Source organism: Leucobacter weissii (genome assembly GCF_017565745.1).
Taxonomy (GTDB): domain Bacteria; phylum Actinomycetota; class Actinomycetes; order Actinomycetales; family Microbacteriaceae; genus Leucobacter; species Leucobacter weissii.
Genome location: NZ_JAGDYM010000013.1, coordinates 47754 through 62247 on the forward strand (window position 1 = coordinate 47754; position 14494 = coordinate 62247).

Genomic DNA, 14494 nt, shown 5'->3' on the forward strand with positions numbered 1-14494 from the left:
GAGTGGGAGAATCATGGGATGACCTCCGAGGGATCCGCAGGAGCAGGTCGCTACGCCCCCAGCCCGTCCGGCGAGCTGCACCTGGGCAATCTGCGGACGGCGATGCTCGCCTGGCTCTTCGCGAGGAGCACCGGTCGGGCCTTTCTCATGCGGGTGGAGGATCTCGATCGGGCGCGAGACGCCGGAGCCGCCGAGGCGCAGCTCGCGGAGCTGCGCGCTCTCGGTCTCGAGTGGGATGGGCGGGCCGTCAGGCAGAGCGAACGGATCGAGCTGTACCGATCCGCCCTCGCGCGGCTCGACGCCGCAGGTCTCGTCTACGAGTGCACCTGCGCGCGGCGCGAGATCCTCGATGCCGTGCGCGCACCGCACGCTCCTCCAGGATCGTACCCCGGGACCTGTCGCGATCGCACCCCGCGGGAGCGGGCTGCGGCGCGCGATGCGATCAGCCCCCGGCTTCCCGCGCTTCGCCTGCGAACCCCGAGCGGTGCGGAGGAGCTCGGGTTCGAGGACCTCCTGATGGGGCGGGTGAGCGGCTGGGCCGACGATCTGGTGCTCCGCCGCGGAGACGGCGTGTTCGCCTACAACCTCGCGGTCGTGGTCGACGATGCGGAGATGGGCGTCGATCAGATCGTGCGGGGCGATGATCTGGCGCCGTCCACCGCCAGACAGATCGTGCTGCAGCGCCTGCTGGGGCTGCCGAGCCCGCCCCGAGTCTCCTATGCGCACGTCCCGCTCGTGCTCGGACCGAACGGCGCGAGGCTGGCGAAGCGCGACGGCGCGGTGACGCTGTCCGACCTCGCCGAGCGCGGTGTCGCGCCGGATGAGGTGCGCTCCCGACTCGCCGTCTCGCTCGGGATGGCGGAGCCGGGCGAGACGATCACGATGCCGCAGCTGCTCGGACGCTTCGATCCGGCTCGCATCCCGCTCGAACCGTGGACCTGGTGCGATGCGCCGGACGACGGGTCAGCGCTTCAGCGCCCGGACCACCCGTGAGATCGCTCGTCCGGCGACCCAGACGAACGGGATGCCGACGGCCAGGAGCGCGATGGTGTTCGGCTCGAAGCGCGTGGTTCCGTTGCGGGTGACATAGGCGCCGATCGGCGTGGCGAAACCGCCGCCGCCGCCGCCGGACCCCTCGCCGGTGCTCTCGGTGCCCCCCTCGCCCGCGCCGAACCCGTAGGAGGCGCAGGCCACGGGGATGATGGTGGTTCCGTCGAGCTCGACGGGGGCACCGTACGCGGCGTTGACCCCCACGGAGGTGACGGTGTCTGCGAGCTGTTTCGTGATCGTGGCCATGCGATCAGCCTACGCTGCCGGGCGCTTCCGCGCGAGGGTCCGCGGCGTCGTTCGCCGCCGGAGGGCGGACGAGCTCCGGCTCCGGGCGTCTCGCCGCGACCCGGTCGCCGGACGAGACGTGCCTGATGCGGCGGATCACCCACGGGACCAGGTGATCCTTGGCCCAGACCACGTCCTCCTGGCGCGCTCGGCGCCAGTTCCGTGCGGGGAGCGGCGGCGGGTCGAGCGGTGCGAGATCGTGCGGGACGTTCAGCGCGTCGAGCGCCGCGCGTGCGATGGTGTGATGGCCGAGCGAATTCAGGTGCAGGCGATCCTCGGCCCAGTAGCGGGGATCCTGCAGCTCTTCGAGCGCCCACTGATCCACGACCACGCAGTCGTGGCGCTGCGCGATCTTGCGGAGGTTCTCGTTGTAGATCGCGACCTTGCCCCGGATGCTCCGGAAGACGGGCTGGAACGCCACGTCGACCCCCGTGAAGACGAGCACCGTCGCACCCGTCGCCCGGAACTGGCGGAGCACGTACTCGAGCTGCACGGCGATATCGTCGGGGTCGCCGCCCGGCCGGATCACGTCGTTGCCGCCGGCACAGACGCTCACGAGATCCGGGCGCAGGTCGAGCGCGGGGGTCAGCTGCTCCTCCGTGATCTGGCGGAGCAGTTTTCCCCGCACGGCGAGATTCGCATAGGCGAGGTCGTCGCCGTGGTGCGCCAGCACCTCGGCGAAGCGGTCCGCCCACCCGCGCAGGCCGCCCGGGCTGTCCGGCTCCGGATCGCCGACCCCCTCGGTGAAGGAGTCGCCGATCGCCACGAACCGGGACCACGGCAATTCGAGCGTCGAGGTGACCGTCGTCTGCGCCTCACTCACTGGTCTAGCCTCCCGAAATCTCCACCGGCTGCGGCCTCGCGCACTGTCGCCCACTATTCTAGGACGTCGTGACCGATCCGCACCCGAGCCTGCATCTGCCGGGCACGAGCGCGGCCGAGCATCTGCCCCCGGCCTACCCGGATCGGGCCGCCCGCGGCACCGCCGGCACGCTGCGCGCCTGGCAGGAGGAGGCGATCGCGCGTTATCTCGCGGATCAGCCGAGGGACTTCCTCGCCTCTGCCACGCCCGGCGCGGGCAAGACGACCTTCGCACTGCGGCTCGCGGCCATCCTGCGGGCCAATCGGACGGTCGAGCAGATCGTCGTGGTGGCGCCGACCGAGCATCTGAAGACCCAGTGGGCCGACGCGGCCGCACGTGCAGGTATCCGGCTCAACCCGCGCTACTCGAACAGCGATCGGCTCGCCTACGGCAGCCACTTCCACGGCGTCGTGGTGACCTACGCCCAGGTCGCGATGAAACCCGTCCAGCACCGCCTCCTGGCCGAGTTCGCCAACACCCTCGTGATCCTCGACGAGGTGCATCACGGAGGCGATGCGCTCAGCTGGGGCGACGCCATCCGGGAGGCCTACGGCACCGCGACGCGCCGGCTGGCGCTCACCGGGACGCCGTTCCGCTCGGACGATGCGGAGATCCCGTTCGTGCAGTACGCACCCCAACCCGACGGTTCGCGGGTCTCGCTCACCGACTACGACTACGGCTACGGCCGCGCGCTCACCGACGGCGTGGTGCGTCCGGTCGTCTTCATGGTCTACGCGGGGGAGACGCAGTGGCAGACCTCCGCGGGAGAGGTGATGCAGGCCCGTCTCGGCGAGGGGAACACGAAGGACATCACCGCGCAGGCCTGGCGCACCGCGCTCGATCCGGCGGGGCAGTGGATCGCTCAGGTGCTGCGCGCGGCGGATCGGCGGCTCTCGGAGGTGCGACACCACATCCCCGACGCGGGCGGCCTGGTGATCGCTACCGACCACGATGCTGCCCGTGCATATGCGAAACTGCTGCGGGAGATCACGGGGGAGCAGGTCGCGCTGATCCTCTCCGACGACGCCGGGGCGAGCGCGCGGATCGAGCAGTTCGCGGGCGACGAGAGCAGATGGATGGTCGCCGTGCGCATGGTGTCGGAGGGGGTCGACGTGCCCCGGCTCGCCGTGGGCGTCTACGCCACGAGCTCGTCGACGCCGCTGTTCTTCGCCCAGGCGATCGGCCGCTTCGTGCGCTCGCGGCGGCGCGGAGAGGTCGCCTCGGTGTTCCTGCCGAACGTGCCCAACCTCATGCAGCTCGCCGCCGAGCTCGAGAAGGAGCGCGGCCACGTGATCGACGCCCCGGGTGGGGCGGAGACGTGGGACGCCGAGGCGGCGGAGCTCGCCGCGGCGGAGCGCGAGGACCGTGCCTCCGAAGAGCTCACGAAGGAGTTCGCCTACCAGGCGATCTCATCGGATGCGCATTTCGACCGCGCGGTGTTCGACGGTGCCGAGTTCGGCGGCTACGCCGAGGTCGAGAGCGAGGAGGAGCTCGAGTTCCTCGGTCTGCCCGGAGTGCTCGAGCCGCACGAGGTGCGACGGGTGCTGCTGCAGCGCCAGGCGCGGCAGGCGAAGCGCAGCGCGGTGAAGCAGGGGATCGCGGAGCACCCGCCGGAGCGCTCGGAGCCGCCCGAGGCGCTGCATCGCACCCTGGGGGAGCAGCGACGCCTGCTGAACAGCCTCGTCGGCATGTACGCGCGGGTCTCGGGAGAGCCGCACAGCGCGATCCACACCGAGCTCCGACGCGTGTGCGGGGGCCCCGCGGTGGCTCAGGCGAGCGTCACGCAGCTGCAGCATCGGATCGATCTGCTCCGGCGCAGGCTGAGCGCCTGAAGGCCGTGCCGTTCCGCGCCGGACGGATTCGTCTGCGCCGGTGATCCGTGCTAAGTTATTTCTGTTCACCGGAACGTGCCGGTGATTCGTTCGCGCGGGTGGCGGAATTGGCAGACGCGCTAGCTTGAGGTGCTAGTGCCCGTATTAGGGCGTGGGGGTTCAAGTCCCCCCTCGCGCACGAATGGAAAATGGCCTCTGACCTGGGGTTTAGATCACCAGGTTGGGGGTCATTTTCGTGCCATGTGCTGAGATATGTGCTAAGCGTTCCCGAGATGGGCCGCGAAGCGGTCTGCTGCGGCTTTCTGCATCGTCGGGGTGACATGGCTGTAGATGTTCATCGTGGTGGTGATGGTGGAGTGCCCGAGGCGCTCTTGCACCACCTTGGGATGCTCGCCCAACTCCAACAGGAGTGTGGCGTGCGTGTGGCGCAGCCCCTTGATCGTGACCCTGGGGAGCGTCTTGTGTACCGTGGCGGTCCACTTCATGCGGCGATCCCACCGGCTCGTCATGGCGTCGGGCGAGCGGAGCTTGCCCTCGTCGTCACCGAAGACGTAGGCGTCGGCTTTGGCGAGGTCGAACGACACTTCGGCACGTGCGACCTTGTAGGAGGCGAGCACTTTGAGGGTCGCGGCGTCCACGTCGATCACGCGGGCGTTGCCCGTCTTCGTGGTCTTGGTGGTCGTCCAGTCCTCCGTGTTCACCGCCCGCCGGATGCTCACCCGCCCGGTTCTGGCGTTCACGTCGTTCCACTTCAACGCCAGCGCCTCGCTGCGCCGCATCCCCGTGTAGGCGATGAGTCGCCACAGCGGGAACAGCTCGTCTTTCAACTCGTCACGGTTCCAAGCGAGGAACGTGGCGAGCTGGTCGCCCGTCCACGTCACGATTTCCGGTTTCTGTGCGCGTACCTGCGAGGACTTGGGCGCGTTCACCGTGCGCTTCTTCTTCGCCGGGTTCACACTCAGCAGTCCGTCGTCTATCGCTGCGTCGAGCATCGCTCCGAGGACAACATGCACCTTGTGGATGCTGTTGGCCGACAACGGTTGCCCCTTGCCGTATTCGTCCTTGCGACCTGATTGTTCCAACTGGCGGTAGTGCGCGCCGATGCGGGTGGCGGTGAGCTTGTCGATCCTGATCTTCCCGAGGTCGGGCGTGATGTGGTTGCGGATGATCTTCCGGTACCCCTTGATCGTGGAATCAGCCAACCGCAGCGACGACGCCCAATCCTCGGCATACACCGCGATGGTCGGGGTTTTGCCTTGGAACTTCTCGTTCCGTGCCCGCTTCTTGAGCGCTTCGGTGAGCGCGGCCTGTGCTTCTTCGAGGTCGGTGAACCCGCCACGGGTCAACCGCTTCTCGCCCAGCTCGGGCTTCTCGGGGTCGATGAGCACATAGATCTGGAACTTCCACCGCTTCCCCTTACGGGTCTGATAGTCGCCCAGCGAACCCGCGTGCCGCGACCTCGAACGCCGCTGCTGTCTCTGTGTCACCCCCTCAGCGGGGTCTGCCACCACACTCGGCGGCGGGTCGTTGACTTGTGCCATAGCCCGGCTCCTTTTTCTCCTTGGGTTCACCCGCACCCCTGCGACACGGGTAGCTCTGCGACCCGGCTTACTCGAATGTGAGGGAAGCGTTCGGGTCGATCTGCAACAGCCTGCCGGTGGCCTCGGCTTCGCGTGCGGTCTGCCGGTCGTAGCGCTGCTGGTACACCTCGCGCGGGGTGACACCAACCTGGCCACGGTCGTACTTGGCGAGCATTTCCTCAGCCCAGTGCCCGGAACTGATCGCCAGGAACCGCTGCTCTTTCCAGTAGCGCACGAGGTCGTCGGTGGTGAGCTTCACGCTGCCTGCGACCCAGGCCTGTATCTCTTCGGGAATGAACAACTCCGGCACCCCCGTGAGCGTCACGGCCTCTGCGGGCGGGGTGAGCAACGCGGCGGGGGTGGTGCGGAAGATATAGGCGAGGGCGGTGAGGTCATCCACGTCCACGCGCCGGTCGCCGTTCTCGATCTTGCTGATCCCCGACGGGGCGAGCTTCCGGCCCGCCTCGGTCATGAGGCGGGCGGCGGTGCGCACGTCCATGCCGATGGCCTGGCGCGCGGTGCGGATGTTCTGGGCGACGTGCTCGTGGGTGATGCCAGCGGGATTCCCCCGCACTCTCTCTGTTTCCATACTAGGAACGTATATGCCGACTCTTGACTCGTCAAGTTCCATGATGTACTTTATTGGGATCATATGAATCTTGTTTAGGAACGGCTGGTGTGTGATGAGATCGGTGACGGTGACCCTGGATGATCTGCGGGCCTCGCGCAGCGCGGTCGTAACACGCGCGGAGGCAGCAGCGGCACTCGGCGTTGATCCGCGCACGATCACCGCGAGCATCGAGAACGGGGCTATCCCCTCCGTGAGACTCGGCCGTCGGGTCGTGATCCCGCGCGAGAAGTTCCTGCGCCTCTTCGACGCCGACGACACCCCCACGACGTAAAACTCTGCGGCGGTGCCGAATCGGCACACCCGCGCTATCTGAGTATTCACCCCGCCCACTCGACAAGGTAACTTGCGGCAAGTAAACTTGTGACATGGAATCAGACCCGCTCATCCTTGACAGTGCCCACCGGCACGGCGTCACGGATGCGGCGATGCTCCATGCGCTCCGTTACCCAGTCCGGCACTTCGTGCAAGACGACGCGATGACCATGTTCATCGGCCCCGACGAGACCGGAACCCTGGTCGAAGTCGGAGTCATCGAATGGCACGGCATCATCGCTATCGCTCACGCGATGCGTCCGGCCCGATCCAAGTATTTGAGGTGAACATCATGGCTCCACGCTCTATCGAAGACATCAAGGCACGCGCCGACGAGTTCGCGGACGCGTTCGAGAACTACGACCCCAAGCCCGGCGACGCCGACGCTCCGCTGCCCCCAGTCATGGCGGTCAAGCTCGCCGCCTGGCGGCGCGACTCCGCAGAACGAGAACTCGCCGAAGCGGTACGCACCGCACGCGAACAGCGGCTCTCCTGGCGCGAGGTCGGTGAAGCGATCGGCACCAGCGGCGAAGCCGCCCGCCAACGCTACGCCAGCGCCTAAGCTCTGCTCGTGGGGCGATGGGAGCCGGGTGGCGGCATTGTCGAGTTACCCGATGGTCGCCGCGTTCGAGGTCGCGGGCTTCGCGCGGCGCGCCATGACACCCTCGATCCTGAGTTCGGGGTCTATCTGACGGGTCGCGCTCCCCGTGTCGGAGATTGGCCGCACCAATGGGTGCGATGGCGTGACTTCCGACGACCGGACGGGACCCCGGAGACAGTCGCGGCGCTTCGTGAAGCGTATGAGCGAGCCGCCACGGAGCGAGTCGAGATTGCCTGCGGTGGGGGTATCGGGCGCACGGGAACCGCATTAGCCGTGCTTGCGGTGATGAGCGGTGTTCCCGCGAGCGATGCCGTTGCCTGGGTGCGAGCGCACTACCACCCGCACGCGGTAGAGACTCGCGGGCAACGACGCTGGGTGAGCGAAGTCGCAGCCGCCCTCATCGACTGACGCGAACGGCGTCGGCTCACAGGCCGCGCGCCGGGCCGCTCTGCGGGGGCGTGTGGCGGTACCCGTAGTCGTAGCGGCTGGCGCGCTCCTGCGCCGCCCGTCGGGCTTCTTCGCGGGCGGCTTCGGCGGCTCGGGTCTGCCCGATCCGCGCGACCGCCTCGGCGGGCGTGAGCGAGCGCAGTAGCTCGGCCTCTGCGCGTGCGTACTTCGCCGTCTGAGCGGCGCTGGTGGCGCGCTGTGCGGGGTTGGTGCTCAGGTAGGCGTCGCGGTTGCGGAGGACGCGCTCTGCGCCGAAGACGCGACCGAACGCCGCCAAGCGTGCGGTCTGTGCCCGCTCGGGCCTGCTCAGGACTTCATCACGCGCCGCCCCGTGTGCTTGCTCTGCTTGGATCAGGCGCGGGTCGGTGTTGATCTTCGGGCGGGTGACTCGCTCTACCCAGGCATCGGGGCGTTCGTTCCACCTCGGCGGCTCGCCCCACTCGTTCGCCAACTGCTGGCGCACGTCATAGGTTCGCGCCTTGGCGCTATCCTGCTCGTCGCGGGCGCGCCGCCTACCGAACCACGACGCGGCCCGCATTTGCTCGCCTGCCATCTGCTCGGCGGCTTCGGCCTGCTGCCATTCGGCAAGTGCCGTCCTCGCCGCCGAGACGATGGGCGCAGTGACCTCGACGCGCACCTGCTCGGCGCGCGACCTCGCCTGCCGCTCAGTCTTGCTTGCCGCTTCGCGTATCGCTGTCTCGCGCTGGTTCAGGTCAGCAAGAGCAGCGCCGATCTGCTGCCAGCGTTCGGCCTGCGCCTCAGCAGTCACCGCCCGTTGCATGAGCGCGGCTATCTCGTCGCTCACGAACTGCGCCGGGCCGTGCTCGATGAGCCCGGCGACTTCCTCGGCCGCGCGACGGGTCGCGTCGGCAAGGCCACGGTCGGCCCGGTCGCGTTCCATCGCCGCCACGAACTGCACTCGCGCTTGATCCAAGTCCTCGGCCACGACATGCAACAGATTCGACTCGCGGCCTCTCGTCATGCCGACATAGACGCTCGCGGCGCTGGTCGAGCCCGTGAGGATCGTGTGCGAGGCGGGCACGGTCGCGCCCTGCACCCCGTAAGAAGTCGCCGCGTACGACAGATGGGCGTGCTCGGCCACATACTCGGCAGGCAGGCGCACGGTGCGCGGTCGCTTCCGCCCGCTCCCTGCTTCCCTTGCGGTGACGGTGCCGTCGTCTGCGACATGCTGCACGATCCACTGCTGCCGGTTCGCCACCCCCAAGCGGGTGTTGTTCTTGCGGGTTTGGATCAGGTCGCCCGCGCCGATGGGGAGGCCATCGTTCCCGTAAGCAGTGCTGCGGTCGTCGACCTCGCCGCGTGCCACGCGCTTGTCGCGAATACTCGAGTTCACGGCGCGCGCCTCGTCGTTCGAGGTCCCCGTCACAGCTTCGTCGTTCTGCCGCTCCTGGGCGATGTGCTCTCTCAACTCATCGCCGCCCGTATGGAGGCGCACAAGCCCAAGTTCTGCGAGCTGGTCGAAGACCGCGCCGGGATTCCTGCCGTCGCGCATCTGCAACGTGACCTCGGCATAGGCGGGATCGGCGAAACGGTGAACTTCGGCCATGTCGAACGTGCGCCCTCTGAGCTGCGCGGCCATGTCGAGCACCCCGCCGCGCCCGACGGCTGCGAGCTGCGCACGATCCCCAACCAGCGCGACCGTCGCACCTGCCTCGGCGCAGACGGTCAGCAGGGCGATTGCGGTGTCTTGGTCGAGCATCCCCGCCTCGTCAACGATGACCCGCTCGCCGTGTGCGAGCCGCGCGCTTTCGGATGGGCCGCGATAGGCGTTGCCGGTCTCGGGGTCAGTGTCGCCCGGCGCGAGGCGCGACCATACGCCGTCACGATTCCACCGCCACCCGTGCGCATGCACGAGCGCCGCAACGCTCGCAGTCGGCACCCCGAGTTCGTCGCGCGCCACCAGTGCGGCACGCTTCGTCGGCGCAACCACCCGCGACGGCCTACCCTGCTCGGCCGCGACTTCGATTACAACGCCGAGCATCGTTGTCTTCCCTGCGCCCGCTGCTCCCTCAACGATCACCAACGGGTCGGCGGATGCGACGGCAGCGGCGGCGCGCTCCTGCCCCGCATCAAGACCCCGCGCCTCGGCCGCTGCGCGCACGTCAGCGGGTTTCGGCTCGCGGTCTGGCACTCGTGCGGCGATCAGGTCGCGCAGTTCCGTCTCGGCCTGCACCACGCGCAGGCTCGTGAGGTGCGCCACATGCTCCGGCGTCGGCGCACCTGGCGCGAGTACCGAGAAGCAGTCTTCGAGCGCGAGGCGTGTTGCAGCGGTGATGAGGTCGCGCAACTCTTGGCTGGTTGCGCGCACCCCGGCCTCGGTGATGATCTGGGTTGCATGCTCCTGCACCGTATGGCGATTCCACGCCGATGCGCCAGCCGCGCAACGATCCAAGGCGCGCGAGGCGATCCGCTGCACCGATAGCTCGTCCGGCGACGCCGGCACAGGGCGTGCAGGCCGGCGCAGCGTTGCGGGGTCGTAGCCGGCTTCTCGGAGTTCGGTCAGCCAGGCTTCCTCTTCCCTGAGCGTGGTCGGCTTCTTCGCGGGCCGTTCGTGCGCCCATGCCTGCGCCGTGAGCCGCGAGAATACGACCGGCCCCATCGTCTCACCAGGGTGCGCCGCGTTCCATTCGGCTTCGAGCCGGTTCAGGTTCCGATGCACCTGCTCACCCCGCTTGCTCATCAAGGCGTTGAACGGCTCCAACTCGACTACCTCGCCGGTAACGGGGTCGAGCGTGAGGCCGTGACGATCCAGCACCTCAGCAAGCTCCGGGTGCGCGGCGATGACCGCCGTGCCGAGAGCACGGATCGCGCCTTGCTGCTTGATGAGCGCCCCGGTATCGAGTGCGCGCCACTTCCCGACAGCCCACACCCTGGTGCCGATCTGCATGTGAATGTGCCGGTGCGGGTCACCAGCGCGCGACGTGCGGTGCGTAATCCCGACGACCTGCATGTACTCGACCGGCACGACCTCTTGCTTGCCGCGCCCGCCGACGCGAGTCACGGAGTGCTGGCCGAGCCACCGCTGAATCTCCGCCAGCGCGTCCTGCTGCGCACGATCCAACGCCTCAGACACGTCAGGGTGGAGGGCTGCTGCGATAGAGAGTGACTTCGGGCCGTTGATCGTCATTTCACCAAACCGCGCCGAACCCTGACGATCAGGGCCAGCCGCGCGGGGTCGCCCCATCCGCTCGCCCGTGTCGGGGTTGATCCAATCCACCCACCCGTTGTACTCCTCGCTACTCAGGTCACGGGCACTGACCGTCTCGCCTGTGGCGTCGAGCACCGCGTACTGGATGCCGCTGGTGCCGTCGCTGCGGTAGTAGTCGTCAGCACGCAGGCGGTCGGCCTCGACATAGCGCAGCGCATCAGCCCCGGTTCCCCGGAAGAAGACCACACCGCCATGCATCGCGCTCACCCTCCTTATGTTCCTAAACTAGCAACATATGTATCTACTACGGTAGTGTACGTTCATTCAGAAGTCAGCAGAGCGATCTTAGAATCGCACTGTGCGACACGGAAGGTTCGCGTAAGTCGGTGACGGCTTCTGAGCCGCGAGTGAACACTGCGTGAATGCAGCGCGGCGAGTAGCGCCAGTCCCGGATGGTGCCCCATTCTGAGTAAGAAATGTTATCCGCAGAAGGTGGCCGTCGAACCGACTTTGGCGCGCCATTGCTGGTCCTTCTGGTGTTCTTGAGGTTAGGGTGCACGTCGTTCGGTGGCCCGGTCGCTCATCTTGGATATTTTCGAGCAGAGTTCGTCGAGCGACGCAGATGGCTGGGTGATCGCGCGTATGCGGATCTTGTCGCATTGTGCCAGTTTCTTCCCGGCCCGGCATCAAGCCAGGTCGGCATGGCGATCGGTTTGCAGAGAGCTGGAATACTCGGTCTTGTCGCGGCATGGCTCGGGTTCACACTGCCATCTGCGGTATTGCTGTTCGGGTTCGCGCTCGGCGTATCGACCCTTGGCGACGTATCGCAGGCTGGATGGGTGCTGGGCCTGAAGGCTGCGGCGGTCGCGGTCGTGGGTCATGCTGTGCTCGGGATGGCAAAGTCACTCACGCCTGATGCGCGACGAGCGACGATTGCTGTCGGGGTGCTCACTGTCGTGCTGCTCGTACCCGGCCCGCTGACGATGTTCGGCGCGATGGCCTTGGCCGGGATCGCGGGGTTCTTCGTCTGTCGATCCCCGAGCACGACCGAGAACGATGAACCGCGTTTCCGGGTGCGCCTGCGGCCCGCAGTCGGATGGTTGAGCCTGGCTGTGTTCGTCATGCTGCTCGCAGGGTTGCCGATTTTTGCTGTGTTCACCGGCAACGCCACGGTAGGCCTGATTGACACCTTCTATCGTGCGGGGTCGTTCGTGTTCGGCGGCGGGCATGTCGTGCTCCCGCTTTTGCAGGCTGAGACAGTGCAGACTGGACTGGTGGAGCCGGGTGCGTTCCTCGCGGGGTATGGTGCCGCGCAGGCGGTGCCAGGGCCGCTGTTCACCTTCGCCGCGTTTCTCGGAGCGGTCACCACGGGCGGCCCGAGTGGGCTGCTCGGCGCATCCATTGCGCTGCTCGCGATCTTTCTGCCGTCTGCGCTGCTCGTGATGGGGGTGCTGCCCTTCTGGGAGCGGTTGCGTCGTGCGCCGAGAGTGCAGCGTGTGCTGACGGGCGTGAACTCCGGAGTCGTCGGGCTGCTCGCCGCCGCGCTGTACGACCCCGTATTCACCGCGGGTGTCACGAACGCCGCATCACTCGTCGTCGCGGCACTCGCGTTTGTCGCACTCACGTCCTGGAAAACACCGGCATGGGCGGTAGTGCTCGGGGCCGCAGGAGCCGGGGCATTGCTGCTCTGAACGCGCTACGCGGATACTCAGGCGAGGCTGGCCTGCAATGCGAGAAGCGTGCCTGCCTGGGAGGATTGAAGCATGAGCCGTTTTTCATCTCTGGTCAGGGCATATCCACTCGTGATCGCAACACTGTTGGTGGCTATGATCGGGTTGGTTCTTTTAGCGACTCCGGCCATTGAGTCGGCCAGCTGGATTGTGGGTGCGTATGCGCTCGTGATTGCCGGGTGGGAGGCGGTCGGGATGATCCGGCAGCTCATCCGAGGGCACGCCGGGCTCGACATTCTTGCGGTGACGGCAATCACCGCTGCAGTGCTCGTTGGGGAGCCGTGGGCGGCGCTCGTGGTGGTGCTGATGCTCACCGGCGGGGCGGCCCTCGAAGATTACGCTGAGAACCGTTCGAAGCGGGAACTGACCGCGCTGCTGCGTAAGGCACCCCAGCAGGCCACGCGAATCCTCGCCCCAAGCGCACCCGGCGCGGACATGCACGGGCATACTGCCGAGGTCACGACCGAGGACATACCGGTCGAAGAAGTCGAGGTGGGTGATCTGTTGTTGGTGCGGCCGGGTGCACTCGTGCCTGTGGACTCGATCCTCGTCTCCGAGCACGCCGTGTTCGATGAGTCGTCATTGACCGGTGAAAGTCTGCCCGTTGAGCGTGACGCGGGAGAGAAAGTGTCGAGCGGTGCGGTGAATGGACAAGCCGCAGTCACCATGCGGGCTGCGGCTCCGGCCGCCGAGAGCGAGTATCAGCAGATTGTTCGGCTCGTCGAACAAGCCGCGGGGAGCAAAGCCAAAGTCGTGCGGCTCGCAGATCGGTACGCGGTGCCGTTCACAGTGCTCGCGCTCGTGATCGCCGGGATCGCGTGGGCGGTCAGTGGAGAGGCTGTCCGGTTTGCCGAGGTGCTGGTGGTGGCGACCCCATGCCCGCTGCTGATCGCCGCGCCGGTCGCGTTTCTCGGTGGCATGAGCCGTGCCGCGAGGTTCGGGCTGATCGTCAAGGGCGGCGGCACCCTCGAACAGCTTTCACGAGCCCGCTCGGCGGCATTCGATAAGACCGGCACCATCACTACCGGCAAGCCAGTGCTCGAACGCCTTCTGCCCGCCGACCGCGCCAGCGAAGACGAGCTGCTGCGTTTCGCAGCCTCAGCGGAGGTGTACTCCTCTCACGTGCTTGCGGACTCCGTCGTGCAGGCCGCGAAACAGCACGGCTTGTCGCTCGTCGAAGCCGAACATGCCGAGGAGATCGCGACAAACGGAGTCGCGGCTGTGTTCCGCACTCCTGACGCACCTGAGGCAGTGACGGTTCGTGTCGGCAAGCCCTCCTGGGTGCGCCACTCCGCGCCGGACCTCGTGCTGGCAGACCTTGCTCCAGGGGAACTCGCAATCTACGTCTCAGTCGATGGCCGTTTCGCCGGAGCCATCGTCATGCGCGACCAAGTGCGCGAAGAAGCAGCCCAGGCTCTCCGTCAGCTGAGCGCACTCGGTATCGAGCGTACGCTCATGGTCACCGGAGACGTTGCAGCCACCGCCGAACCCATCGCGCGGCGCCTTGGAATCAGCGAGGTGCACGCGGAGTGCCGCCCCGGCGACAAAGTTCGCATTGTCAGTAGCGTGCAGCCCCGCCCGCTCATCATGGTCGGTGACGGCCTCAACGATGCCCCGGTGCTCGCTGCTGCGGATATTGGCTTCGCAATGGGGGCGCGCGGTGCAACCGCAGCATCGGAGTCTGCGGACATCGTGAACCGCTACGACACGCTCTCGGCCCTGCCGCGCGCGGTGAGCATCGGCAAGGACACCGTGCGGATCGCACTGCAAAGCATCTGGCTCGGCATCATCATCAGCGTCGGCCTCATGCTCATCGCCGCCTTCGGGTTCCTCCCAGCACTCCTCGGCGCGTGGCTGCAAGAAGTCGTTGACCTGGTGGCCATCCTCGGCGCACTCCGTGCAGTCGGCCCACGATCTGAGCGAATCACACGATCATCACCAGTCGCATCGACGGAACAACTTCACTTCAGCACGACCCAAGACAGGAAATGAACA

13 protein-coding genes and 1 tRNA gene are annotated in these 14494 nt (G+C 67.2%); 9 read left to right on the plus strand and 5 right to left on the minus strand.

Annotation, left to right across the window (positions count from 1 at the left end; genetic code table 11):
- Positions 1-18 precede the first annotated feature (18 nt).
- Positions 19-993, plus strand: a complete 975-nt coding sequence (gene gluQRS / locus J4H92_RS11210) for a tRNA glutamyl-Q(34) synthetase GluQRS (protein WP_208098284.1) — start codon at positions 19-21, stop codon at positions 991-993.
- Here the strand turns inward: gluQRS and J4H92_RS11215 are convergent.
- Both J4H92_RS11215 and J4H92_RS11220 read right to left on the minus strand, forming a co-directional pair.
- Positions 964-1296, minus strand: coding sequence for a spore germination protein GerW family protein (locus J4H92_RS11215; RefSeq protein WP_208098285.1), 333 nt, complete (start codon positions 1294-1296; stop codon positions 964-966). The two genes, gluQRS and J4H92_RS11215, sit on opposite strands and share 30 nt — an antisense overlap.
- Before the next feature lie 4 nt (positions 1297-1300).
- Positions 1301-2158, minus strand: a complete 858-nt coding sequence (locus J4H92_RS11220; RefSeq protein ID WP_341783079.1) for an SGNH/GDSL hydrolase family protein — start codon at positions 2156-2158, stop codon at positions 1301-1303.
- A 68-nt stretch (positions 2159-2226) separates the two neighbouring features.
- On the opposite strand from J4H92_RS11220, the gene J4H92_RS11225 reads away from it, so the two are divergent.
- Together J4H92_RS11225 and J4H92_RS11230 are read left to right on the plus strand one after the other, a co-directional pair.
- Positions 2227-4029: a DEAD/DEAH box helicase family protein gene (locus J4H92_RS11225; RefSeq protein ID WP_208098286.1), complete on the plus strand. Its 1803-nt coding sequence runs from the start codon at positions 2227-2229 to the stop codon at positions 4027-4029.
- A 92-nt stretch (positions 4030-4121) separates the two neighbouring features.
- Positions 4122-4207: transfer RNA gene (locus J4H92_RS11230), tRNA-Leu, on the plus strand.
- A 79-nt stretch (positions 4208-4286) separates the two neighbouring features.
- On the opposite strand, the gene J4H92_RS11235 is transcribed toward J4H92_RS11230, so the two are convergent.
- On the minus strand, positions 4287-5570 hold the full coding sequence (locus J4H92_RS11235; protein WP_208098287.1) for a tyrosine-type recombinase/integrase: 1284 nt from the start codon (positions 5568-5570) through the stop codon (positions 4287-4289).
- Between the two features lie 67 nt (positions 5571-5637).
- A complete protein-coding gene (locus tag J4H92_RS11240; protein WP_208098288.1) occupies positions 5638-6240 on the minus strand; it encodes a helix-turn-helix domain-containing protein in 603 nt (200 codons plus the stop codon).
- A 52-nt stretch (positions 6241-6292) separates the two neighbouring features.
- Here J4H92_RS11240 and J4H92_RS11245 point away from each other — a divergent pair, with 52 nt between their 5' ends.
- The 4 genes from J4H92_RS11245 (at position 6293) to J4H92_RS11260 (ending at position 7561) form a co-directional block, all read left to right on the plus strand.
- On the plus strand, positions 6293-6511 hold the full coding sequence (locus J4H92_RS11245; protein WP_243752299.1) for a helix-turn-helix domain-containing protein: 219 nt from the start codon (positions 6293-6295) through the stop codon (positions 6509-6511).
- Between the two features lie 94 nt (positions 6512-6605).
- Positions 6606-6839 (plus strand): hypothetical protein, encoded by a 234-nt coding sequence (locus tag J4H92_RS11250; protein WP_208098290.1) that lies wholly within the window; start codon positions 6606-6608, stop codon positions 6837-6839.
- Between the two features lie 5 nt (positions 6840-6844).
- Entirely contained in the window at positions 6845-7114 is a 270-nt protein-coding gene (locus tag J4H92_RS11255; protein WP_208098291.1) for a hypothetical protein, read from the plus strand.
- 9 nt (positions 7115-7123) lie between these two features.
- Positions 7124-7561 carry a protein-tyrosine phosphatase family protein gene (locus J4H92_RS11260; protein WP_341783080.1) on the plus strand — a complete coding sequence of 146 codons (438 nt, stop codon included), beginning with the start codon at positions 7124-7126 and terminating at the stop codon, positions 7559-7561.
- Positions 7562-7577: 16 nt separating this feature from the next.
- On the opposite strand, the gene mobF is transcribed toward J4H92_RS11260, so the two are convergent.
- The gene (gene mobF, locus J4H92_RS11265; RefSeq protein ID WP_208098414.1) at positions 7578-11027 is read right to left on the minus strand and encodes a MobF family relaxase; all 3450 of its coding nucleotides are present in this window, start codon (positions 11025-11027) and stop codon (positions 7578-7580) included.
- 218 nt (positions 11028-11245) lie between these two features.
- On the opposite strand from mobF, the gene chrA reads away from it, so the two are divergent.
- A complete protein-coding gene (chrA, locus tag J4H92_RS11270; RefSeq protein ID WP_069600599.1) occupies positions 11246-12460 on the plus strand; it encodes a chromate efflux transporter in 1215 nt (404 codons plus the stop codon).
- Positions 12461-12532: 72 nt separating this feature from the next.
- Positions 12533-14491 carry a heavy metal translocating P-type ATPase gene (locus tag J4H92_RS11275; protein WP_054682432.1) on the plus strand — a complete coding sequence of 653 codons (1959 nt, stop codon included), beginning with the start codon at positions 12533-12535 and terminating at the stop codon, positions 14489-14491.
- Positions 14492-14494: the final 3 nt, after the last annotated feature.